Below are 23,502 nucleotides of genomic sequence, written 5' to 3'. Positions count from 1 at the left end.
AGTGGCGCCGCCCGAGCCGGGAGCCCCACCGACCCCGCACGCCGTGATCCTCGCCGCCGGCCCCCAGGGCGGCCTGCATCACCACGATCCCGGGAGCGGGCGGCTCAGACCGCTTGGGCAGCGGTCGGCTGCTTCGTACGGCCGGCGAGGGACCGTTCCCGCACCGACCGCGCCTGAGGACCGGGACGCTTTGGCGCGGAATCCTCTCCGGCCGCCCCATCAGCCGTCCTAAGCTGAGGGCGACGCACCGAACGAGGGGGAGACCGACTTGGACCCGATCACTGCGGCGGCGCTCGCGGCCCTGGCGGGCAGCATCGGTTCCGAGGCCGGGCGGAACGCCTGGCTGGGACTGACCGCGCTCGTCCGACGCCCCTTCCGCCGCAACGCGGCGCTGGAGGAGGCGCAGGAGGAGGGCGCGCTCGCCGTCAGCTCCGGCGAGGTCGAGGTGGCCGCCCTGGAGGGCGCGCCGGCCGATCCGGGCCACGCCCAGGCCCTCGCCACCGCGCTCCACGTACGGGCCGCTCTGGACGGCGAGTTCCGCGCGCTCCTCGACGAATGGTGGCGCCAGGCCCGGACGCAGTCGGGCGGCAACGTCCAGAACAACATCGGCGGCACCGTGCACGGCACCGCCGTCCAGGGCCGCGATCACTCGAACTTCACCTTCCACATGACCCGCACCACCGGCGCGGACGACCACCGCGACCAGGACGTGACCGGCCGTTCCTGAGCGGACGCGCGCGCGACGGCAGGTGGGCCGAGGTCCCGTTTCCGTCGGCGGTCAACTCCCTTGCGCCCAGGGCCGCTCGGAATGTTCGGAACGCGACACCCGGCGCGGCCCGGGCTGCTAGCGTCCTGTTCCGTTCGGGCCGTAACCGTTAGGAGCAAGGGGGCGGCGGCGCGTGGGTGGTGGTGTCGTGGGCTTATCCGGTGAGGGCGTCCGGCCTCGGTGGGATCCTCGGGAGTCCCCGTGCGTCAGGGTGTCGACGCTCGACGACCGGCTCGTCGAGATGAACCTGGTGGAGCTGCTCCACGATGCCGACGGGGTGCGGAGCGTGGAAGGCGGCACGCCGGGCGAGCAGGTCGCGGTCATCGAGTTCCTGCTGGCGATCTGCTACGCCTCCGGCACCTACCCGGAGTCTGCGGGGCAGTGGCCGGCCTGGGTGGACCGGAAGGACGCGCTGCGGCCGGCGGCCGAGTGGCTGGCGCGGCGGCCGGAGGACGAGGTCTGGGACCTGTTCCATCCGGTGGAGCCCCTGGGGCAGAACGCGCTCCTCGCGCCCTTCCTCGACGAGCACGGGGCCGGTCCCGCGCAGCTGGTGATCGAACGGGTCGGGGACTACAACCAGTTCTTCGACCACCACCACCTGGAGCACCCCAGCCCGCTGCCCGTCGCCGAGGCGTTCCGCGCCATGCTCACCCAGCACGTGTACGGGCCGGCCGGGCGCGCCCGGATCTCCGGCAAGGAGACCCTGGGCGCCACGATCACCAACCTCGCCGCCACCCGTCTCGGGACCCGCATCCGGGTGATCGCGCTCGGCGACACCCTCGGCGAGACGCTGCGGCTCAACCTGGCTCCGGTCTCCGGCCCGGCCGGGGCGCTGAACCGGACCTGGACCGTCGGCGAGGAGCGCCGGGGCTTCACGGCGAAGGCGACCCCGCGCACCGTCAACGGGCCTGCGGATCTGCACAGTTGCCTCGGCCGGTCGGTGCTGCTGCGCCCCACGCGGACCGGGGAGCACGTCGACCGGGTGCTGCTCGGCGCGGGCGAGGTGCTGAAGCTGACGGACGAGCACCTCCAGGACGCCGTGTACCTCGGGAAGAAGGGCGACGGCGCCAGGAAGCCGCTGTGGGCGTCGGCGACCCGTGCCGTCTGGCGCGAGGCCCACGCCCTCTACGCGGCGGTGGCCGAGGCCCGCTCCGGCGGGGGACGGAACGACGGGAGCACCCTCTACCGGCGGCTCGCGCTCTTCCCGGCCGCGGACGTGGCTCCCGAGCCCGGTCAGCAGCCCGCGCGCCGCGTCGAGCTGTGGACGGTCGGGCTCGTGGCCAAGCAGACGACGGCCATCGCCTGGGTCGACGGGACGTTCCCCTTCGCCCCCGGCCTGGAGGCCAGCCTGTACGAGGCGTCCTCCCGTGGATCGGTCGTCGCGGAGTTCGTGGCGGACGCCCTGTACAAGGCGGCGTACGCGGCCTGGAGGGTGGCGTACCCGAACCCGAAGCCGACCGACAAGCAGCTCCAGATCGCGCGGTTCGACGCCCGTGCCCGGCACTGGGCGGCGACGCGGGAACCCTTCTACCTGCTGATGGAGGAGACCACGCTCGGCGAGGACGTCGGGGCGTCCCTCCGGGAGTACGCGGCCGGCGTCGCCACCGCCGCCCGCCGGTTCCTCGCCGAATGCCTCGACTCCCTGCCCAGGAACGCGCAGGGCGCGAAGGCCCGGGCGGCGGCGCTGCGGCGCTTCGACGACGAGCTGGGCCAGCCGAAGGCCCCGGCCGAACTCCGAGGGGGGACCACCTCATGACCACCGCCAGAGCCGTCGGCGGCACCCGCCACCGCGCCGCCGACCGCACCGCCGACCGCGCCGACGCCCCGGTGAGCGAGGGCGGGGCCGCGCTCACCGCCTGGCTCGCCAGTCTCGTCCACAACCACGACTACGCGAGCCTGGCGGAGCTCCGCCGGCCGCGCGTCCAGCGGGAACCGCACTTCCGGGCGCTCTGGTACAGCCCCACCGAAGCGCAGCGCGAGGTGTACGGGCAGGTCGCCTTCCTGTTCGCCGTCTACCACCAGGGGCGGACGAAGCCCGCCTTCGGGTACGGCAGTCTCGGCGAGGCGGCCCGCCGGATCGGCGGCGGAGCGGGGCGGGGGCCCGACGACCCGGGCGCCGCGCGTCTCGTCGACCGGATCGTGTCCAGCCGCCGCATCCCGTGGCGCCACCTCCAGCACGCCATCGCACGGCTGCGCTCCTGCGAGCAGCAGCCGCCGTCCTGGGCCGGGCTCGTCGACGACCTGAACCGGTGGCACGACCGCAGGGCGCGTGTCCCGTACGAGTGGGGCGTGGCCTTCCACATGCCGCCCGCGCGCGCCGCCGCCGACCGCGCGGGCGCGCTCTCCCTTCCGACCGCAGCCGTCTCCCTCCCGAAGGACCCGACCACGTGACCAGCAGCGTCTCCTCCCCCGGCAGCCAGTTCCTCTCCCTGCACCTCCTGGAGACCCTGGTGGCGGTCCTCCCCGTGCGCGACGAGAACGGGGCGCCGAAGTCGATCGTCTACGGCGGCACCGAGCGGCACATGATCACCAGTCAGGCGCGGCGCAGGGCCGAGCGCGTCCACACCCGGAACCGGGCCAACGCCGGGGTCGGCGCGCTGGCCGGGCGCGGCACCGGGACCCGTACCCGCGAGTGGGCGCTGATCACGGCACGGGCGCTGACCGCCGAGCACGGCTGGGAGCCGGAGGAGGCGGTCCGGACCGCGCGGGCCGTGATCGAGGCCACCGGTCTGAAGTTCGGGGACCCGGGCAAGAAGACGGTCGCGAACCTCACGAAGGTGTTGTTGTTCGCCCCGTCGGACGCGGGCGCGCGCATCGCCGCCCACATCGAGGAGCAGGCCGGGGCGGTACGGGCCTGGGCCGACGCGTACACGGCGGCCCAGGCGGCCGCGACGGCGGCCTCGGCCTCGGCCAGGAAGAAGGGGGGCCGCAAGAGCGCGGCGCAGGAGGAGGCACACGGCGGGGACGTCGCCGAGGGCGGCGTGGAGGCGGGGGCCGGAACGGCCGGCGAGGCCTCGGCCGCGGAGGCGAAGCTGCCCGCGCTGCCGGCGGCGACCCGGGCCGCGGTGCTCACCGCGCTCGCTCCGCGCGACGCCATCGACATCGCCCTCTACGGGCGCTTCCTCGCGGAGATCGCGGACTCGCCGAACGTGGACGGCGCCGTCCAGAGCAGCCACGCCTTCACCGTGCACGAGGCGGAGCAGGTCGACGACTTCTACGCGGCGGCCGACGACGCGAAGCTGGACCGAAAGCGGAGCCCGAAGCCTCAGGAGAAGACGGCCCTGGACTTCCTCGACGCGGCGGACGACGCCGGCGCGGGCATGACCGGCTACCAGTCGCTGATCACCGGCACGTTCTACCGGCACGCCGTCCTCGACCGTCTGAAGCTGCGGCGGAACCTCCGGGCGGCCGGGATGACGGAGGAGGAGGCCGAGGAGGCGTCCGTGGCGGCCGAGGCGGAGTTCGTCACGGCGTTCGTCGACGCCTTCCCCGAGGCGAAGAAGAACTCGACCGCGTCCACGGGGTCGCTGCCCGCGCTGGTCCTCGCCTTCGAGGGCGAGCGCCCGTACAACTACGCGGCCGCCTTCCAGAACCCCATCGACGAGAACCCGGTGGGCGGGGGCGGCGAGGGCCCGGCGGGTCCGGCCGCGGTCAAGCGGCTCCTGAAGCACCACGCGTTCGTGAGCGGGCGCCGGCCCGACATCCAGGCCGGCCGCGTCCTCACCTACGACCCGCAGATCGACGAACTCCTCGGCACCCTCAAGGACACCGGCGCGCTGACCGTGACCTCCGCCGAGGAGCTGACCGCGTGACCTCGCACGTCCTGCTGGTGCGGCTGGCCGCGCCCCTCCAGTCGTGGGGGGTGGCGTCCCGGTTCGCGCACCGGGACAGTCATGCCAGGCCCACCAAGTCGGCGGTCGTCGGCCTCGTCGCGGCGGCGCTCGGCCGGGACCGCACCGACCCGGTGGACGACCTCGCCGCGCTCGTCTTCGGGGTCCGCGCCGACCACCCGGGCACTCCGGTGCGCGACTACCACACGGTCGGTTCCGGCCGGTACCCGCTGCGTCCGCGCGACGTCATCACCGACCACCGGCGCGCGGCGGCCGTCGCCGCGAGCCTGGCGGCGGCCGACGGGCCGTCCTTCGGGCACCACGAGCTGGCCGGGTGGTACGGGGCGCCGAAGAAGATCACGGCGGATCCGGTCTCGGGGGCGCTGGTGTCGGCGGAGCTGTCGCGCTCGGCGATGGTCACCGAACGCTGGTACCTGTCGGACGCCGCCTTCGTCGTCGGACTCGAACACCCGGACCGGGCGTTCCTCGACGCGCTCGCGTACGCCCTGGAACATCCGAAGCAGCTGCTGTGGCTCGGCCGGAAGTCGTGTCCGCCGTCCGGCACCCTGGCCGCGGAGATCCTGCCCGGCACGATCGCCACGGCGTTCGCCGGCAAGCTCCTGCTGCCGGGGCCGGACGGGCCCGACACCTCCGGACGTCGGCCCTGGGCGTGGATCCAGGCCGCGCCGGGCACGCGCGGCGCCTCGCAGGTGAACGACCAGCCGGTCAGCTTCGACCCCGCGCGCCGGGCCCACGCCAGGCGCTGGGAGACCCGTACGCGCATCACCATCGCACCGACCGCAACCGGATGGGACATCATCCCGTGACCACCAGCGCACGGGCCTCGACGGCCCGTTTCGTCGCCACCCACGCCGTCCTCACCCTCCATGCCCGCCACCCGCTGGTCGCCAAGTCCCTCGTCGACGCGCAGGAGATGCACCGGACCGTCATGAGCGGCTTCCGCGGCTGGGTCGAGGACGGCGCCCCGGAGGCGCGCGCGCAGATGGGCGTCCTGTCGACGTGGTCGGTGGACCTGAAGGCGGCGGCCCTCGTGCTCGTGGTGCAGTCGAGGATCCCGGGCGACTGGACCCGTATCCCGCGCGCGGCCTTCACGGCGGCGCCGCGGCTCATCACCGTGGACCGCACGTTCAAGGCGGGCGAGGTCGTCGGCTTCCGTACGGTGGTGAACCCGACCCGCAGCAAGCCGTCCGGCCGTCCCGCGTCGGAGAAGGTACGCGGCACCCGCACCGCCCACACCACGCCCGAGCACGTGAAGCGCTGGTTCACCCGGCGCCTCCAGGCCGACGGCGAACCGGCGAACGCCGAGGACGGCGTGGCCCGCATCGGCGCCACCGCCGACCCCGAGGCGCTGGGCATCCGCATGCTGCCGACGGTCTCCAGCGCCCACCGCGCGAAACCGGTCCGCATCGGCCGCGCCGAGATCCGCGGCGACCTCACCGTCACCGACCCGGACACCTTCGTGAACGTCCTGTCGAACGGCGTCGGCCACGCGCGGGCGTACAGCTGCGGGCTGATTCTGACGCGCTGACACGGGAGCCCGGCAGGAGGCATCCCCGCGCACGCGGGAGGGAAAAAGGGCCTGCTCCTAACGGGAGCCATCCCCGCACGGGCGGAGAACGCCGACCGTGGCTGAGAGTATGCCCTGCGTCCCGCCGGGACCAGACCCTCCGGACGGCCCGGACCTACCGCTTCCCGCCACGGCGCATCAGGATCGCGAGCGTGGCGCGCGCGTCCCGCCGGCGCTGCGGGGTGCGGAGGACGACGGACGACACGGCGACGGTCACGACGGCCCCGGTGTAGGCGAGACCGGTGGCGGCGGAGAGCGTGGCGGCTTCCTGGAACACGGTCTCCAGGACGGTCAGCAGGACGGACATGGAGTCCCCCTCGGGGTTCGGGCGCCCGGCGGTCCGTTCCGCCGGGCTCGGTGCCTCAGGTATCCACCGTGCGGACCGCTTTACAGAAGCGGGGCCAGCCCTGGATCGGCTGCGTACTCGCAGGTCAGAGGGAGATGAAGAAGTTTATGGAGAACTACTCCGCAGGACCCACGTTCGCGAACGACCTCGCCACGCTGTACGAAGCGGCGGGCGGCAAGGGCGTGGTGACACTCGAGTTCCTGGCCGCCCTCCAGACGGAGCATGTGAACCTCTCCGGCCTGAGGGCGTGGCTCAGGGGCGAGAGGATCCCCACGAAGCCGGAGCATGTGAAGTACGTGCTGGAGAAGCTGATCCCGAAGCTCGAGGAGCTTGCGGCCGGCCGTTCGCCGCGTCACGTGCGGACGCGCACGCCCACGTGGCGAGCCAGGCACCATGCCGCGCAGGTCGTTCGTCAGCGTAACCAGGGGGGTGGTTCCAAGCCCCGGGTGCACGGATCGTCGGATGGCCGTCTCCTGGGTGGGACGTCACCCGCCCTCGGCGACGTCCTCCCTCGTGACTTCACGGGTCGGGAGGACGAGCTGGAGGAACTGACGCGGTTCGTGTCGAACCGTCAGGAGGGCGGCCCCGCCTACCTCTGGCTCCAGGCGGGTCCCTGGGCCGGGAAGACCGCGCTGCTCGCATGGTTCGCCCACCGCTACCGGGAGCTCCCCGGAATCGACTTCGCCCACTACTTCATCTCTGGCCGCCTGGGTACCGATCGTGTCGCAGGCTTCGAACGGACAGTCGGTGCGCAGTTGGCCGTGGCGTCCGGCAGCCGGCGCACTCCCCCGCCGGCTCCCGAGCAACCGGACCCCGACAAGTGGTACGGGCCGGCGGCCAAAGCGTGCGCGGATCGTGGGCGCCGTCTGGTGCTGATCGTCGACGGGCTCGACGAGGACGCCGAGGTCGACCTCAAGCACCGGGGGATCGCCGGGCTCCTCCCGAAGGAGCCACCGCACGGCATGCGGGTCATCGTCTCCGGGCGTCCCCACCCGCGAGTTCCGGCGGGGCTTGCCGCCGACCACCCGTTGCGGGAACGCAGCATCGTCCGGCGGCTGTCCGACTCCCCCGAGGCACGGATCATCCGGGACGCCGCGACCACCGAACTGGAGGCCTTGCTCGAGGATCCCGAGTTCGGCCGGCGCGTGCTCGGGCTGCTCGTCACCGCTCGCGGTGCCCTCAGCTGGCGAGACCTGGGCGAGCTCCTGGGGATCACCAAGCATGAGGTCAAGGCGAAACTGCGTACCGTGGCGGGCCGTTCGCTGACGCCCTCCCGGGTCGATCTGCTTCCGCTGGATGTTCGGACCGAGACGGAGGCGGCGAAGGAACGGCAGACCTTCGTGATCGCCCATGCCGAACTGCATGAGACAGCGAGCGACGACCTCGGGTGGCCCGTACTGGACACGTGCCTCGATGACCTTCATCGCTGGGCCCTGCACTACCAGGAGACGAGGCGCTGGTGCGACCGGACGCCGAACTACCTCCTCACCGGCTACACCCGTCTCGTACGCGAGGAGGCACCCGGGCGGCTCGCCGGGCTGGTGCTCGATCCTCGGCGGCAGCTTCGGCTCGTCCTTCGGGACGGGGCGGATGTCGCTCTTGGTGACGTCGAGCTGGTGGCGCCGGCCGACGGGGAGGAGGTCGCGCCGGCGCGGGCGGCGGCGGTCGCGGTGTCGCGGGAGTTGCTGCGGGGGCGCGTGCAGGCGCTGCCCGGGTCCGTGGCGCGGACCGTGGCGCGGCTCGGGGACGCGGGGCGGGCCCGGGCGTTGGTGGGGGCGTCGGGGCGGGCCGTCGAGAAGGCCGGGCGCCTGGCCGATCTGGCGCGGGCGCTGCACGCGAGGGGCGACGCGGAGGCCGCGGTGACCGCCGGGGCCGCCGTCGGGTGGGCGCGGACCGCGCTGCGGGAGGCGGGGCGCTTCGCCCCTCTCGTCGACGAGGCGGGGGCCGCGGCGGCGCGGGCGGCCGTGGCGCTGCTGGAGACCGCCCTCGCGCCGGACCCGGGCGGCGACTTCCGGGAGGCGCTCGCACTGCTGCGCGCCTCGCGGGGGACGGGTGCGGCGCGCTACGAGGCCTGGGCGGTGGCCGCCGGTCTGTTGGCGGCGGAGTATCCGGACGAGGCCGCGGAGCTGCTGGAGGAGTTGGAGGAGCAGGCCGAGGCGCTGGGGGCGGAAGGCGACTGGGCCGGGGCCGTTCAGGTGTGGGAGACCGTGGCGGGCGCGGATCCCGACCGTGCCGGGCGCGTTCACGATCGGGTGCTCGCCCATGTGACGGAGGTGTGGGAGGACGGTCCGACGCTGGAGAAGGTCGGGGTCGTCGCGGTCGCCGCCTCGCTCGTGGCGCGGACGCGGCCGGAACCGGCCGAGCGGCTCGTGGACGCGGCACGGCTGTATCTGGAAGGCGTGCTGGGTGGGGACGCCGGGGGGCTTTCGGGCGCGGACGCGTTCCCCGTCGAGTGCGGTCTCCGGGACGCGTTCGAGGCCTTCTGCCGGGCCCTGGACGATGTGGGGGCGCCTGCCGAGGCGGTCGATCGGGTACGCGCGCTCGGGCTTCGTGTCCTTCCGGCGGAGGCCGAGGAGGAGGTCTTCGACTCCGGTCCGTTCGAGGATCGGGCGTTCGTCGAGGCCGGGCGGGTCGCCGATGAGGCTCTCGCGCTGGCCGACGGCGGGGCGGAGGACGAGGCGGAGCAGCGGTTGGAGCAGGCGCTGGCGCTGCTTCCGGCGGGCGGGGTCGGTGAGGGTCTCAGCCCGGTGTGGGTGGCGGAGCTGGCGGGGGCGCTCGTCCGTACGGATGCCGTCAAGGCTGCCGGGGAGATGCTCACGACCGTGCGGCGGCCGGCCGGTCTGGTGCGCGTGAACGCCGCCCTGGCGTTGGCCTGTGCCGATTCCGGTCGGCCCGACGCCGCGCGCGGATACGCGCGGGAGGCGGAGAGGAAGGTCACCGGGGCCGGTACGGGCTGGGCCCATGCCGCGCAGGCCTTGGCCGGTGTCGGGGACGCGGGGGCCGTCGGGGACCTGCTGGCGCGGTACGGGCAGCAGCCGGGCGGGGCCGGTACGCGGGCCGCGTGGCGGAAGGCCGATCAGGCGGTGCGCATCGCCGTCGCCGCCGAACTCGCGGCCCTCGACCCCGAGGCCGCGGGCGAGGTGCTGCTGCCCGTCCTGAAGCGCCTGGTCGCCGCGCGGAAGAGCACCATCAGGAGCCAGGCCCTGCTGACCGAGGTCGTGGAGGTCCTCCCGGCCGCCGGCCGTCTGCCCGACGGGGTACGGGGGCTCTTCGACGACGTCATGGAGGAGGCGCGGACGCAGGCCGCGCGGAGCGGCCCGCGGTCCTGGCGGCCCGAGGACGTGCTCGTCGTCGCCTTCCTGCGGCTGGGGGCCGGGGACCTGCCCGGCCGTCAGGTGGACTGGCTGAGGCAGGAGCTGCGCAATCGCGGGGCCGAGCACTTCCCGACCGCCGCGCTGGCCGTGCTGCACGCGGCGCTCGGCGACGTCGCGGCGGCCGAGGCCATCGCCGTGCTGCCGGCCGTCGCGCACCACCGGGCGGCGGCACTGACCGCGGTGGCGGCGCACCTCGCCCGCGTGCCGGTCCGGCCCTTCCCCGTCCCCGGTCCGAGCGGTTCGGACTCCTTCACGCGTGCCGTCCGGCACCTGGCCCTGACGGCGACGCCGCTCGCGACTCCCGCTCCCGAGGCCGCCCTCGCGCCCCTGGGGCGGGTGCTGGCCACCGCCGGCTGGTACCACGCCCTTCCGGTTCTGGCCCGGGTCGCTCCGGAGGCGGTGGGGGCCGTCCACGAGATCGCCGCGGTCCACCTCGGTGTCACCGGCCGTCCCTAGGGGGCGCGTTCCGGCAGGGTGACCGGGGCGGAGGCGCCGACGGGGCGGGCGGGCGGAGGCGTTGTCAGTGGGGCCGCATACTGTCCTCCTCATACCGCAGTTCAGGGGCGCCTCCGCCCCTGGTTCCGGCTGCGTGGACGAGTGACGTACGGGTGGAGAGGCGCGGCAGATGGCGTGGCTGGATGCGGGTGAGGGGTACGAGGTGACCCTCGGCGAGGGCGGGCGGGTGGTCGCCCGCCGGTCCGGGGGGCGGGAGTTGAAGACCGTCCCCAAGGCGCTGCGGGACGACCCGGGGGTGGACCGGCTGCGGCGGCTCTCCGAGTGGCTCGACCGGCACGCGGACGCGTGCGTCGCGCAGGTGGACGCGTGGATGGTGTCCTCGCTGCCCGTGCCGACGGCGCTCATCGCCCGGGTGTGGCCGGACGAGGCGTGGCGGTCCGCGCTGCGGGACATGGCCGTGGTGGGGGACGATCCGGACGAGGTCGGCTTCCTGAGGGACGTGTCGGAGGACGGCGGGCTGAAGGTCGTCGACCTCGACGGCGAGACGGTGCGGCTGGCGCCGCGCACGGTGACGGTGCCGCATCCGGTGCTGCTGCCCGATCTGGAGGACGTCCGGGAGTTCGCGGCCGAGCTGGGCATCACCCAGCGCGTGGAGCAGATCCACCGCGCCACCTGGACGCGTCCCGAGGCGCACGCGGCGAACGCGACGGAGGTGCGGGAGTACGCGGGCGGGAAGTTCGCCTCCCGGTTCGGGCTCGCCGCGCGGGCCACCGGGCTCGGCTACCGGGTGTCCGGCGGGTACGCCACGTGCAAGGTCCGCGACGCCGGGCGGACGACCGAGGCGTCGGTGTGGATCGGCGAGCCGTACTGGGACGGGGAGTCGGAGACCGGCGCGCTCAGCTGGCACGACGAGGACGGCCGCGCGGTGCGGCTCGACGGGGTCGGACCGGTCGCCTGGTCCGAGGGGATGCGCATGGCCGCCGCGCTCTACGCCGGCCGCACGATCGAAGAGGGTGGGAAGGCGTGACGGGCACGACCGCGACGAACGACACGGAGCTGCTGAACGCCGGGGCCGTGCTCCCGGCCGGCACCGAGGGGGCGGGGCCGTCCGCCGTGGAGCTGACGGCCCGGTCCTACCGCCATCCGGTGCTCGGCGAGGACCGGGTCGTGGTGCGGCTGACCGCCGCCGAACTCGGCGCCGCCGAGGACCTGGCCGCGGGCTTCCTCGGGCTCGAACCCGCCGGGGAGCCGGTCGTGGTGGGTCTGGGCCGGCGTCAGGAGCTCGGCTTCCCCGAGTGGGTGCTCGTGCACCACCCGGAGGACGGGCACCACGCGCTGGCCGTCGTGCCGGAGCTGGACCGGCTGGCACGGCAGGCGAAGTCCAAGCCGAAGGCGGCGCTGGACGCCTGCCTGGAGCTGGCCGGGCGGCTCGCCTCGTCCGTGCCCCACTTCCTGCCGGTCTTCTACGAGCAGGCCGCGCGGATCTTCCTCGCGGTGGAGAACACCACCTACGCGGGGCAGCTGTTCGGGCGCGCCCGCACCAGTGAGGCGCAGCACGGGCTGCCGGTCGACGAGGACCGGCTCGACGCGGTGTTCCTGGAGTTCGCGCTCGCCGGCGCGCTGCCGGTGAAGGTGCTGTCGGGGTACGGCAAGGAGCTGTCGGCGCGGCTCTCGCCGGAGGAGGCGTACGAGCGTTTCCGCCGGCTGTGCGTGCGCCGTACGGCGGGCGGGCTCGCGCCGTCCGCGCAGGCCACCACGGAGCTGCGGCGCCTCGCCCGGGCCGCCGGCCTGTCCGGCGGGGAGGCGGAGCAGGACTTCGTCGCCGAGCTGCTGCCGCTGCCGGCGACGCTGCGGGCGGCGGCGGGCTGGTGGAAGTCGCACCGTGCCACGCTGGTGGCGCTGGCGCGGCGTGTGCCGGCGGTCCGGGGGACGCTGCTCACGCTGACACCGTCGTCGGACGACGGGGAGCTGAGCGAGCTGTGGCTGGACATCCTCGCCGAGTCCGGCGCCGACGCGGGGCTCGTCGACGCCGGGCTGCCCGCGGAGGAGCGGTGTGCCGACGGGACGGCCGGGTGGCTGGAGCGTTACCACGGCGCCCGGCACCGCGGCTGGGGCCGGCGGCTCACGCCGACGGCGCTGCTCGATCTGGTGGAGCGGGCGGCGGAGCGGCTGCGCGCCGATCTGGCGGACCGTCCCGAGGGGCGGCGCGCGCTGCGGATCGGGGTGGAGGACGTCAACCTGCTGGACCTGCTGCTGGCCCTCGACGTGCCGGTGACCGCGCCGGACCGGAAGGGCAGCCGGCGGAACGCCGCGCTGGACCTGATGGACTGGCACCAGTCGGAGCGGCCCAGGGATCTGGCGGCCCTCGCCGCGGATCCGCGCTTCCACCAGGCCTTCGACCGGGGTGCGGACGGCTTCCGCGGCGGCGGGCACGACGCGGACGTGATGCGGCGCCTCGCCGCGTCGGCCGGCGGACGGGTGCTGCTCGCCCGCTGGACCGCGGGGGTCGCCCGGAAGTCGGTGGCGGCCGGGCTGCCCGCCCTGCCGAAGGCCCTGTCCACCCTGTCGTGGCTGCCGTCGGAGGCGCTGGCGCTCGCGCCCGACGAGGTGACCGCGGCGGCGGGCGCCGATCTCGGCGAGACGCTGGCGCGCAGCCTGCGCGGCGGCACGTGGGAGGAGTTCCACTGGCCGGAGTGGGAGCGTACGGTCGCGGAGCTGGCGTCGGATCCGGCGAAGCTGACCGTGGTCGAGGCCTGGCCCCACCTGATCGTGTCGAACGCCTCCCAGGTCCGGGTCATCGACGCCGACTCCACCCTCCTCACCCATGACCTGCGCATCCCGTCCTCCGTGGCGTCCTCGGTCCGCGACCGCGGCTTCCACTACGTGGACGGCGCCCTGTTCGTCTTCTGGAGCGGATACGGCAGCGGCCCGGCGCAGGGGTACTGGCACACGGCCCCGGACCGGCTGATCACGCTCGACGACGTCGACCGGTGGTCGCTGCGCTCCTCCGAGGTCAGCCTGGCGCTGCCCGGCGGCGGCCGCACCACCGGCCGCGGCGTGCTGCACGCCGGGGACACCCGGCTCCCGGCGGAGGCGCCGGTGATCTCCGACGGCACCTCGTACTGGGTCTTCGAGAACCGCAACGGCGGGGACGACAGCGGCTGGGTCGAGTACGACCCCGCCGAGGGCACCTACGGGCGGCGCTCGCAGCCCGGCTTCCTCGCCGACGCGCTGCGCGGGCACGCCCCGGACGCCAGGCTCGGCGCGTTCTCCTCCTGGCTGCGCCCCGCGCCGACCGTCGAGGGCTCCGCCGTCGGCGCGCCCGTCGACGGGCTGCTGGGCTGGCGCGTGGTGCGGCTGCCGGGGAACGGCTGGCGCGGAGAGGACACCGGCGGGCGTGAGGTGGTGCTCCCCGAGGGGGCGACCATGCCGGTCGCGGCGCTGCTCTTCCCCGGCGACGACCGTCCGCGCGCGCTCGGCCGCGAGTGGCGGAACCTCTCGCTGACGGACCCGGACGGGATCGTCACGGCGACGGCCGAGAGCGGCCGGACCGAGCTGTTCCTGACGGCGGCGTCGGTGCTGCCGCCGCTGCCCTTCCTGTACGCGCTCCGCCCCCGAGACCCGCGGGGGTCGGCCGCCCTGCGCGCCGCCGACGCGGAGACGGCCGGCACCCTCCTGAAGGCCTCCCTCGACGCGGAGACCGTCCAGGACGTGGCGGACCTCGTGGGCAGCTCGTTCCCCGAGGTCACCGCGCCCGAGCTCGTCGCCGGCGTGGTGAAGACGGTGCTCTTCGCCGCCCGGCAGCAGCGGGCGCTCGACGCGGTCGCCGCCCGCCTCCACCCGACGGCCGAGCCCGTCGTGGAGCGGGTCGCGGGCCCGTCCGACCGGGTCCTCGCCCAGGCGCTCAACGGCGTGGTGGGCTCCGGCTACTACCGGTGGGGCTCCGAGTCGGACGTCACCCACCGCTATCTGGAGGAGCTGGCGGCGGCGTGCGCCGACACGGAGGCGGAGGCCGTCCCCGGGCGGCTCCACTTCGACCTGCCGTCGCTCCCCTGGTCCGGGCTGCCGTTCACGCAGCTCCTGGACCGGCCGGCGGCGATCGCCTACCGGGCCGTCGCGCCCGGCGCGGACGAGGAGCACCGGGGCACGCTGCTCGCTCTGCTCGCCCGCACCGACGCCCTCGGCGTCCTGTCGGCGGCCGGGTCCGCCGACCGCTGGCGGCGCGTCCTGCTCCACCTGACCGAAGCGCATCTGGCCGACGCGCACGGTCAGAGCCGGAACCACGCGCACCGCAGCGTGGTCCCGCTCGGCGGCGGCGCCGCCCTCGGGCTCACCGAGCACACCGACGGCGTCGCGGACGGCCGGGAGTTCGGCGCCCTGCTGCACGACCCGAGCGGGCGGTTCGAGGTGCCCGGGCCGTACACGGTGCGCGGCAGCCTGCCGGTCGGCGACCCGGTGCGCGCGGCGGGCTGGGCGGCCGCGTTCCTGAAGGAGGCGGAGGCGCGCGGCGCGACGCCGTTCCTGCCGGCGGCGGCCGAGGAGTTCGGCCGGCTCACCGGGGCCTCCCGGGCGCTCTCCGGGCTCGTCCTGGCCGGCATGCCCGGGATCGACAGCCACGAGAACAACTTCCTGCCCCTGGAGCTGCGCACGGCCCTGGGCCTGAAGGTCGCCGAGGCCGGGCACGCCCGGGACGAGCTGCGGGGCCTGCCGGTCGAGGTGCGCCAGGAGGTCGTGGCGGCGCTGCTGCCCGAGGACCCGGCCCTGCTGTGGACCGAGGGCCCGGACGTGGCGGCCGCGGCCGAGGTGTGGAACGCGCGGGTCGGTCGCCGGGTGCCGGTGCCCGACTGGCTGACGACCGAGGCGGCGCGGGCGGTGCGGACCGGCTGGCCGGTGCCCCGGGCGCTGCCCGCGCTCCTCGACCCGGCGGGCTCCCCCGAGCTCGGCACGGACGTCGCGTGGCGGATCCAGAAGGACCGGCCGGAGCCGGCGGCGCCCGCCGAGGCGCCGTTCACCGGAGCCGTGCTGACCGGCGCGGTGGGCCTGCTGACGTGGCTGGCCTACCGGCTCCCGGCGGGCGATGCGCTGCGGGCGGCGCTGCCGGCCGCGCTGGCGGCCGTACGGCAGCGGCTGGCGGCGCCGGAGCTCCTCCTCGCCGTCGGCCACTACACCAGCCTGGCGGAGTTCCGGCGGGTGGCGGGTACCCCGACGGAGACCGCGCCGGATCACGAGCGGTACGGGGCGGTGCTGATGGCCACGCACGACGGGCAGCCGCTGCCCGCGCTGCGGCCTGCCCTGCTCGACTCCACCGGCTCCGACCCGTATCTGGTGGCGCTGCGCGGCGAGGACCAGCAGCCCACGTCGGTCGAGGCGGCGCTGCGGCGCTGTCACGACGCGGCGTTCGGACGGCTCCTCGCCGATCAGGGCGCGCCGGTGGCGGGCGCGGCGGACGAGGACGGCACGTGGTGGCCGCAGGACCCGACGCGCTCGGTGCCCGGCCTGGTGGCGGAGGCGGCGGAGGCGCACGGCCTGGGGGCCGACGCGGCGGCGCTGTATCTGATGCTGCTGGCCCTGCCGGACCCGACCGACCGGAACACGGCACGGTGGACGGGGTGGAAGCCGGCGCGGCTGAAGGCGGCGCGGGCCGAGCTGGCCGCCACCGACCTGGTGGTGTCGGCGGTCCGGGCCCGCGCGGGCCGCTCGCTGTTCCTGCCGGGCGCGTGGGTGGAGCAGTCGGCGCCGGTGCTGCCCGTCGAGCAGTGGAAGCTGACGCTGCTCGGCCTGCCGGCGGGCGGCCGGCCCGTCCTCGGCCCGCTCGTGCCCGCCGAACCGGTCGCCGAGCTGTACGCCCGGGCGTGGCAGCGGATCGCCGACGGCGACCTGCCGCGCTTCGAGGAGCTGAAGGTGAAGCGCACGCGCCGCCGGCGCTGACCCGTCACGGCGGATCCGGCGCCCTCCTCGGAGGAGGGCGCCGGATCCCGCCGCGTGCCGGGCGCCGACCCGCCGGGCGTCCTCTGGGAGGGGGCCCGGCCCCGGGCCCCCTCCGTACACCGTTCGTCCCTCTCCCCAGCGATCTTCCGAAGGAACCGCGCATGACCGTCACCACCGAACAGTCCGCTCCCGCCCGGCAGGTCCGGCCCGCCGAGGAGCGGTACGCCGCCGAGCTCGCCTTCCTCGCCGCGCAGGACCCGGGTCCGCGTCCGCCGGGCTGGGCGCTCACCCCGCGGGCCGTCGTCACCTTCGTCTGCGGCAGCGCCGGCGTCCAACTCGTCCTGCCCGAGCGGCGCGAGGGGCTGCCGGCGAAGCTGGAGATCGGCCCGAAGTTCGTCGGCGAGCGGGCGCTGGTGGAGCGCTGCGTCGTGACCCTGGCCGGTGAGCGCGGTCTGCTGCTGACCGGCGAGCCGGGCACGGCCAAGTCGATGCTGTCCGAGCTGCTCGCCGCGGCCGTCTGCGGCACCAGCGCCCTCACCGTCCAGGGCACCGCCGGCACCACCGAGGACGCCTTCCGGTACGGGTGGAACTACGCCCTGCTGCTCGCCCAGGGCCCCACTCCGCAGGCCCTGGTCGACTCCCCCGTGCTGTCCGCCATGCGTACCGGCCGGGTCGTGCGGGTCGAGGAGATCACCCGCTGTCTGCCCGAGGTGCAGGACGCCCTCGTGTCGCTGCTGTCGGACCGTCGCCTCACCGTCCCCGAGCTGACCGCCACCGAGGACGCCGTGGTGAGCGCCGCGCCCGGCTTCACCGTGATCGCGACGGCCAACCTCCGGGACCGGGGCGTCTCGGAGATGTCGGCGGCGCTCAAGCGCCGCTTCAACTTCGAGACCGTGGACCCGATCGCGGACGCGGACGCGGAGGCGACGCTGATCCGGCGTCAGGCCGTGGCGGCGGTGCGGCGGGCGGGGGCGGAGTTCTCCGTCGACGACGCCGTCCTGGACGCGCTCGTCACGGTCTTCCGCGATCTGCGTTCGGGCCGGTCGACGGAGGGCTGGGACGTGGAGCGGCCCGGCACGGTGATGTCGACCGCCGAGGCGGTGCAGGTGGCGGCGGCGCTGGGGCTCTCGGCGGCGTACCTGCCCGCCGGGGACGTCCTCGACCTGCTGCCGGGGCACCTCCTCGGCGTCGTCCGCAAGGACGACCCCGCCGACCACGCCCGGCTGCTCGGCTACTGGGACGGGCCGGTGCGCCGCCGCGCGGAGACCGGTTCGGCCATGTGGCGCCGCCTCTGGGACCTGCGCGGGAGCCTGAAGTGACCGTCCCCGACCCGAGGTCGGCCGTCGACGCGCTGGCCGCGTCGCGCGCGCCGTACCTGCTCGGTGTGCGGCACCACAGCCCGGCGCTGGCCGCCGTGGTGCCCGCACTGCTCGACGCGGCGGACGCCGAGGTCGTCTGTGTGGAGCTGCCCGCCGACTTCCAGGCGTGGCTGGGGCACCTCGCCGACCCCGAGACCGTCGCGCCGGTGGCGCTGGCCGGGACGGGCGAGGGCGGGCGGCTGGCGTTCTACCCGTTCGCCGACTTCTCGCCGGAGCTGGCGGCGGTGCGCTGGGCGCGGGCCCGGGGCGCCGAGGTCGTCTGCTGCGACCTGCCCCTCGGCGACCCCGGCTGGTCGGCGGAGCGGGAGCCCGCCGGACCGACCGGCGCCCGGCGGCGGCTGTTCGCCGACGCGCTGACGGCCGCAGGGACCGGCCGGGACGGCGACGACCTGTGGGACCGCGCCGTCGAGGTGCCGGCCCCCGGGTGCGCGCCCGAGGCGGTGCGGCGGGCCGCACTCGGCGTGGGCTGGGCGCTGCGCGCCGACGCCGAGGTTCCCGCGACCGACCTGGCCCGTGAGGCCCGGATGCGCCGGGTGATCGCCGAGGCGGGCGCGGGCGGGCGGCGGGTCGCGGCCGTGATCGGCGCCTTCCACGCCCCGGCGCTGCTCGCGGAGGACCCGGAGACGGACCGGGCGGAGGACCGGGCCGCGTCCGGCCCCGCCCCCGTCGTGGAGGCTGGGCCGGGCGAGGCGACGGTCACCTCGTTCGTTCCGTACTCCTTCGATCTGCTCGACGCGCGGTCGGGCTACCCGGCGGGGATCAGGGACCCCCGGTGGCAGCAGGCGGTGTTCGAGGCGGGCGGTGTGCCGGAGCGGCTGCGGGAGGCGGCCGCCGCCTCGCTGACGGGGCTGTGCCGGGAGCTGCGCCGGGCGGGCCACACGGCCGGTACCGGCGAGGCGGCCGAGGCGCTGCGGCACGCCTGCGACCTGGCGGCGCTGCGCGGGCTGCCCGCGCCGGGGCGCGGGGAGCTCCTGGAGGCCGTCACCACGGTGCTCGGGCAGGGCGAGCCGCTGGGGCGTGGGCGGGCGCTGGCCCGCGCCCTGGAGGCGGTCTTCGTGGGCACAGTGCGGGGACGGCTCACGCCGCACGCGCCGCGCTCCGGGCTCGGCCCGTCCGTGGAGGAGGAGCTGGCGCGGCTCCGGCTGCCGCGTCCGGACGAGCCGGAGCCGCGCGAGGTGCGGCTCGATCCGCTGCGGTCGAAGCTGGACGGGCGCCGTGAGGTGCTGCTCCAGCGGCTTTTCGTCATCGGCGCCTCGTACGGGGAGCCGGTGGCCGTGGCCTCGACGGGGGACGGTACGGCCCTGGGCACCAAGTGGCGTCTGACGTGGACGCCGTCGGTGCCCGCGCGGCTCGATCTCGCCGGGGTGCGCGGGGTGACGGCCGCGCAGGCGGCCGCCGGCACGCTGGCCGAGACGGCGCGGCGCGCGGCGGCCGAGGGCGGGCCGACGCCGGGGCAGGTGCTCGCCGGGCTCGCCGCGGCGGCCCGCTGCGACCTGCCCGAGCTGGTCGGGGACCGGCTGCGGGAGGCCGCGGAGGTGCTGCCCGAGAGTGCGGGGCTCCCGGAACTCCTCGACGCCCTGGACCTGTTGGAGGGGCTGCGGCGCGGTCACTATCCCGGCACCACGGAGGAGACGAGTACCGCCGCCGGAGTGCTGGCCGGTGACCTGCTCGACACCGCCGTCCGCGCGCTGCCCGGTCTCGCCGGAAGCGACGCGCCCGCGGACGCCGCCGCCCTCGTGGCGCTCGCCGACCGGGCGGCGGCGCGGCAGCTGGGTCTGCGGATGGACCGGGCGCTGGCCGAGCTGGCGGCGGACGGTTCGCCCCTCGTGCAGGGCGCGGCGCTCGCGGTCCGCGTCCTGGTGGACCTCGACCCGGCCGCCGGGCTCGGGGAGCGGGCGGCGGGATGGATCGACGGCGCCTCGGGACCGGACGCCCGCCGTGCGCTGGCGAAGCGGCTGGCCGGGCTGCTCACCGCCGCCGGGCCGCTGCTCCAGTTGTCGCCCGACGCCCTCTCCCCACTCCTCGACCGGGTCGACACGCTGGCCGACCAGGAGTTCCTCGACCGTCTGCCGGCCCTGCGGGGAGGCTTCGACGCGCTGTCCCCGGCGGCCCGCGAGCGGTTGCTGACCACGGTCACCGAACGGCTCGGGGACCGCCTCGACCTGTCGCTGGACGCCCCGGCCGAGCTCCTCGCGCTGTGGGCGGCGGCGGACGCGGCCGGAGCGGCCGCGCTCAAGTCGCTGGCGCTGCCCGGCCCGGGAGCCGCTCCCGAACCGGCGGCGACCGCGGTGGAGACGGCTTCCGTACCGGCGGGGACCGTCGAGTCGGCTCCCGTGCCGGCGGGCGGGTTGCTGCCCGTGCCGGAACACCGGATCGGGACCGCCGACCGGTGGCGGCTGCTGCTCGGCCGGCACACGGACAGGCTGAGCGGGCGGTCCCGCCGGTACGCCCAGGCGCTGGACGAGCTGTACGGCCACGGGCGCGGCGAGGGTTCCGAAGGGCTCGACGGGGGCGCGGGCGGGCAGGGCGGCGGGCAGGAGGCGTCGTTCCCGACGGCCCGGGAGTGGGCGGAGGAGCTGGAGGCGCTGTTCGGCGCCGACGTCCGTGAGGAGGTCCTCGCGGACGCCGCCGACGCGGGACGGCACGATGTGCTGACCCAGCTGGACCCGGCGGCCGTGCGCCCGTCGGTGGAGCTGCTCTCCTCCGTGCTCTCGCTGGCCGGGGGCATGCCCGAGGCCCAGCTCGCGCGGCTGCGGCCACTGGTGAAACGGCTGGTCGACGAGTTGTCGAAGGAGCTGGCGACCCGGGTGCGTCCCGCCCTGTCCGGCCTTTCCTCGCCCCGGCCCACCCGGCGGCCCGGGGGCCGCCTCGATCTCGCCCGCACCCTGCGGGCGAACCTGGCGCACACCCGGCGCCTGGCCGACGGGCGGGTCGTGGTGGTCCCGGAGCGCCCGGTGTTCGGCACCCGCGCGGGCAAGGAGGCGGACTGGCGGCTGATCCTGGTGGTCGACGTCTCCGGCTCGATGGAGGCGTCGGTCGTGTGGTCGGCCCTGACCGCCGCCGTGCTGGGCGGCGTACCGACCCTGTCCACGCACTTCCTGGCGTTCTCCACGCAGGTGGTGGACCTGACCGACCGGGTCGAGGATCCGCTGTCGCTGCTCCTGGAGGTGCGGGTCGGCGGCGGTACGCACATCGCGGCGGGCCTCGCGCACGCCCGTACGCTCATCACGGTGCCCAGTCGCACGCTCGTCGTCGTGGTCAGCGACTTCGAAGAGGGCGCGCCGCTCTCCGGCCTCCTCGGGGAGGTCCGCGCGCTGGCGTCGTCCGGGGCACACCTGCTCGGCTGCGCCGCGCTCGACGACGCGGGGGCGCCCCGCTACTCGGTGCCGGTGGCGCGCCGACTCGTCGCCGCCGGTATGCCGGTGGCCGCCCTCAGCCCGCTCGCCCTGGCCCGCTGGGTCGGCGACCGCCTCCGTGGAGAAGCCCGTTGAGCACCGCAGCCCTGCCGCCCGTCGCCCCCGAGGTCCTCGCCGAGGCCGTCGAGGCGCTGACCGCGCGGCTCCGCAAGAAGCTCGACGCCGCCGTCGCCGAGTGCGCCGGGAAGGCGACGGAGGGAGCCGACGGCACCGTGGAGGTGCGGTTCGGCGAGGACACCCTCGTCACGCTCGCCCCGGGACCGTCGGGCGCGGTGACGGAGTCCGGGCAGGCGGTGTGCAGCTGTCTCCTGGCGCCGCGCTGTCTGCACCGCGCGGCCGTCCTGGGCGCGGCGCCGATCGCGGACGCGGACGCGTTGCCGCCGGTGGAGGCGCAGGCCCCGGAGGCTACGGCGGAGGTGCCGTCACCGGTCGCCGCCGGGCAGGAGGACGCACCGCGGGCGGCACCCGCCTCCGCATCCGCCTCCGTCGAGGATGTCGTGACGGCGTCCCTCACGCCCGCCCAGCACCGTGCCGGCGCCGCCCTCTGGCAGGCCGCGGCCGAGGCCCTCGCCGCCGGGGTCACCGCGGGCGGGACGGTCGTCCAGGCCGAGCTGCTGCGCGCCGCGCACACGGCGCGGCTGGCGGGGCTGCCACGGGCGGAGGCCGCCGCGCTCAGAGTCGTACGGGGACTGCGGAGCGCGCGTGAGCAGGGCAGGGGGCAGCGGTTGTCGGACCTGACGGCCGCGTTCCGGGAGCTGCTCGCCGGGGCGTTCGCGCTCGCGTCCGGGGTGGCGGAGACCGGTGCCGTCGGTGGCGCCCGCCGCGCGTACGAGCAGGGCGGCAGCCTGCGTGTGCTGGGACTGTGCCGCGAGCCGGTGCTGTCCGCGACCGGCTACGGCGGCGTGACCACCCATCTCCTCGGCCCCGAGGGCGCGTTCCACACCGTGTCCGACGTGCGGCCGGGCGGGATCGGGCGGGCCAAGGGCGCCGGGACGGCGTCGGTCGCGCTCGGCGGGGCCGTGCTCGACCACGCCGGGCTCGCGCGCGGCGGGCTGCTGATCGCGGGCGCAACCGTCTCGGCGGACGGGCGGCTCGGTGCGGGACGGGGCGTCCGCGCGACCCCGGTGCGCGGCGTGGACTGGGCGGAGGAGCCGGTGGCGGCGCTCTTCGCCCGGCCGGTACGGGAGGCGGTGGCGGACGCGCTCGCCGCGGGCGCGGAGGCGGACGGCGGTACGGGGCCGGCGCTGCTCGGCTGTGACGTGGAGGTGCTCGGGGCGGCCGAGGACCATCTGGTGGCCCGGATCATCGGCGGCGGTCCGCTGGTGCGGCTGCGCGTCGCGCACCCGCACCCGGAGCTCGCCCACACGGCCAATCTGCGGCGGATCGGCGGGTTTCCCGGGCTCGTGCTGCGGGTCCTCGGCCGCCCCGACCCGGACCGGGCGGCGACGCTCCGGCCGCTCGCGGTGGCCCCGGTGCCGGGCGCGTCGCACACCCTGCGGCTGCCGGAGGAGTGGCTCGGCCGCGCGGACCTGGGCTACGACCGGCTCCAGGGCGACCACTTCCCCCGCCCCGAGGCGGGGGCGGCGGCGCCCGCACCGGTGCCGGACGGGCCGGATCCGCTGGCGGACGCGCCGCTGTGGCGGGTCCGCCGGCTCCTGGAGACCGGAGTCGCGGGCGGGCGGCGGGCCGTCGCGGAAGCGGCCAGGGGCGCCGACCGGGTGGCGCTGGCGGTGCCGCTGCGCCGGGCGGGTCTCACCGGGGCCGCCGAGCTCGCCGAGGGCCTGGCCGCCGAGGCCGACCGCAGGCCGCGAGACTCCTTCGGCCGGCTCGTCGACGCCTCCTCCGACGCGTACGCCCGCACCTGGCTGGCGTCCGCCGTCCACCTGGAGGCCGCCGAACGCGCCTTGGTCCTGGCCTCCTGGTCCTGACGTGCCGCGCCCTGGAGTGCCCGCGTACCCGGCGGGCACTCCAGGGCCGTCGGGCCCACCACCAGGGGAAGGGTTCGCCGCCTGGCGGGAGGAGGGCTGCGCGGTCGGCGGGTGGAGATGAGGCCCGGCTCGGGTGCCTGGCGCGTAGGCCTGGCCCGGAGGAACGGCTCGGCGCTCGGCCCCGGGCATCGGTTCAGGGCCCCGCCCCGGCGGCCGGCCACGCAGGGTCCTGGCGGTCACGAGCCGAAGGCAGCCGCCTGAGCCCGGCGTTCACGCGGTCGGCGGCGCACCCAGGTAGGGGGCGAAGTGCTCGGCCACCTGCGCCGCCACAGCCGCCGCGTCGAGCGTGCCGTCGACATCGATGACGCGGATGCCGGCGGCGGGCGTTCCGGGCCGCGTCCTCGGCGATCAGCCGGTCGCGGGCGACGCGGTTGGCTTGGGCGCGCGCCGCGTCGGAACGCGGCGCGGACCTCCGCCCCGTGACGAGTGTC

The 23,502-nt window shown here is 76.2% G+C and carries 13 protein-coding genes; 12 read left to right on the top strand and 1 reads right to left on the bottom strand.

The annotated features are described in order from the left end of the window. The first annotated feature begins 268 nt into the window (after positions 1 to 268). The 6 genes from ABZ621_RS01840 (at position 269) to ABZ621_RS01815 (ending at position 6,145) form a co-directional block, all read left to right on the top strand. The gene (locus tag ABZ621_RS01840; RefSeq protein WP_360599612.1) at positions 269 to 727 is read left to right on the top strand and encodes a hypothetical protein; all 459 of its coding nucleotides are present in this window, start codon (positions 269 to 271) and stop codon (positions 725 to 727) included. Positions 728 to 977: 250 nt separating this feature from the next. Beyond that, complete coding sequence (locus ABZ621_RS01835) at positions 978 to 2,522, top strand: type I-E CRISPR-associated protein Cse1/CasA (protein WP_360599610.1); 1,545 nt, start codon at positions 978 to 980, stop codon at positions 2,520 to 2,522. Beyond that, complete coding sequence (gene casB / locus ABZ621_RS01830) at positions 2,519 to 3,157, top strand: type I-E CRISPR-associated protein Cse2/CasB (protein ID WP_360599608.1); 639 nt, start codon at positions 2,519 to 2,521, stop codon at positions 3,155 to 3,157. Before ABZ621_RS01835 ends, casB begins: the two co-directional genes overlap by 4 nt. Beyond that, a complete protein-coding gene (locus ABZ621_RS01825) occupies positions 3,154 to 4,578 on the top strand; it encodes a type I-E CRISPR-associated protein Cas7/Cse4/CasC (RefSeq protein WP_360599606.1) in 1,425 nt (474 codons plus the stop codon). Before casB ends, ABZ621_RS01825 begins: the two co-directional genes overlap by 4 nt. Next, positions 4,575 to 5,423: a type I-E CRISPR-associated protein Cas5/CasD gene (gene cas5e / locus ABZ621_RS01820; protein ID WP_360599604.1), complete on the top strand. Its 849-nt coding sequence runs from the start codon at positions 4,575 to 4,577 to the stop codon at positions 5,421 to 5,423. The genes ABZ621_RS01825 and cas5e overlap by 4 nt, the downstream gene beginning before the upstream one ends. Beyond that, on the top strand, positions 5,420 to 6,145 hold the full coding sequence (locus ABZ621_RS01815) for a type I-E CRISPR-associated protein Cas6/Cse3/CasE (protein WP_360599602.1): 726 nt from the start codon (positions 5,420 to 5,422) through the stop codon (positions 6,143 to 6,145). The genes cas5e and ABZ621_RS01815 overlap by 4 nt, the downstream gene beginning before the upstream one ends. Before the next feature lie 154 nt (positions 6,146 to 6,299). On the opposite strand, the gene ABZ621_RS01810 is transcribed toward ABZ621_RS01815, so the two are convergent. After that, the gene (locus tag ABZ621_RS01810) at positions 6,300 to 6,491 is read right to left on the bottom strand and encodes a hypothetical protein (RefSeq protein WP_360599600.1); all 192 of its coding nucleotides are present in this window, start codon (positions 6,489 to 6,491) and stop codon (positions 6,300 to 6,302) included. A gap of 68 nt (positions 6,492 to 6,559) precedes the next feature. On the opposite strand from ABZ621_RS01810, the gene ABZ621_RS01805 reads away from it, so the two are divergent. From ABZ621_RS01805 to ABZ621_RS01780, 6 genes are all read left to right on the top strand, one after another. Then, positions 6,560 to 10,360 (top strand): hypothetical protein, encoded by a 3,801-nt coding sequence (locus ABZ621_RS01805; protein ID WP_360599599.1) that lies wholly within the window; start codon positions 6,560 to 6,562, stop codon positions 10,358 to 10,360. 169 nt (positions 10,361 to 10,529) lie between these two features. Then, positions 10,530 to 11,387, top strand: coding sequence for a DUF4132 domain-containing protein (locus ABZ621_RS01800; protein ID WP_360599597.1), 858 nt, complete (start codon positions 10,530 to 10,532; stop codon positions 11,385 to 11,387). After that, positions 11,384 to 16,288: a DNA-binding protein gene (locus ABZ621_RS01795; RefSeq protein ID WP_360599595.1), complete on the top strand. Its 4,905-nt coding sequence runs from the start codon at positions 11,384 to 11,386 to the stop codon at positions 16,286 to 16,288. The genes ABZ621_RS01800 and ABZ621_RS01795 overlap by 4 nt, the downstream gene beginning before the upstream one ends. A 161-nt stretch (positions 16,289 to 16,449) precedes the next feature. After that, a complete protein-coding gene (locus ABZ621_RS01790; RefSeq protein WP_360599593.1) occupies positions 16,450 to 17,607 on the top strand; it encodes an AAA family ATPase in 1,158 nt (385 codons plus the stop codon). Continuing rightward, positions 17,604 to 21,158 (top strand): DUF5682 family protein, encoded by a 3,555-nt coding sequence (locus tag ABZ621_RS01785; protein ID WP_360599591.1) that lies wholly within the window; start codon positions 17,604 to 17,606, stop codon positions 21,156 to 21,158. Before ABZ621_RS01790 ends, ABZ621_RS01785 begins: the two co-directional genes overlap by 4 nt. Then, positions 21,155 to 23,011 (top strand): hypothetical protein, encoded by a 1,857-nt coding sequence (locus ABZ621_RS01780; RefSeq protein ID WP_360599589.1) that lies wholly within the window; start codon positions 21,155 to 21,157, stop codon positions 23,009 to 23,011. Before ABZ621_RS01785 ends, ABZ621_RS01780 begins: the two co-directional genes overlap by 4 nt. Positions 23,012 to 23,502: the final 491 nt, after the last annotated feature.

It is taken from the genome of Streptomyces sp. NPDC007863 (assembly GCF_040633895.1).
In the GTDB taxonomy this organism is placed as follows: domain Bacteria; phylum Actinomycetota; class Actinomycetes; order Streptomycetales; family Streptomycetaceae; genus Streptomyces.
Note: the sequence above shows the minus strand (reverse complement) of the source record. Positions and strands in the feature narration are given on the sequence as shown.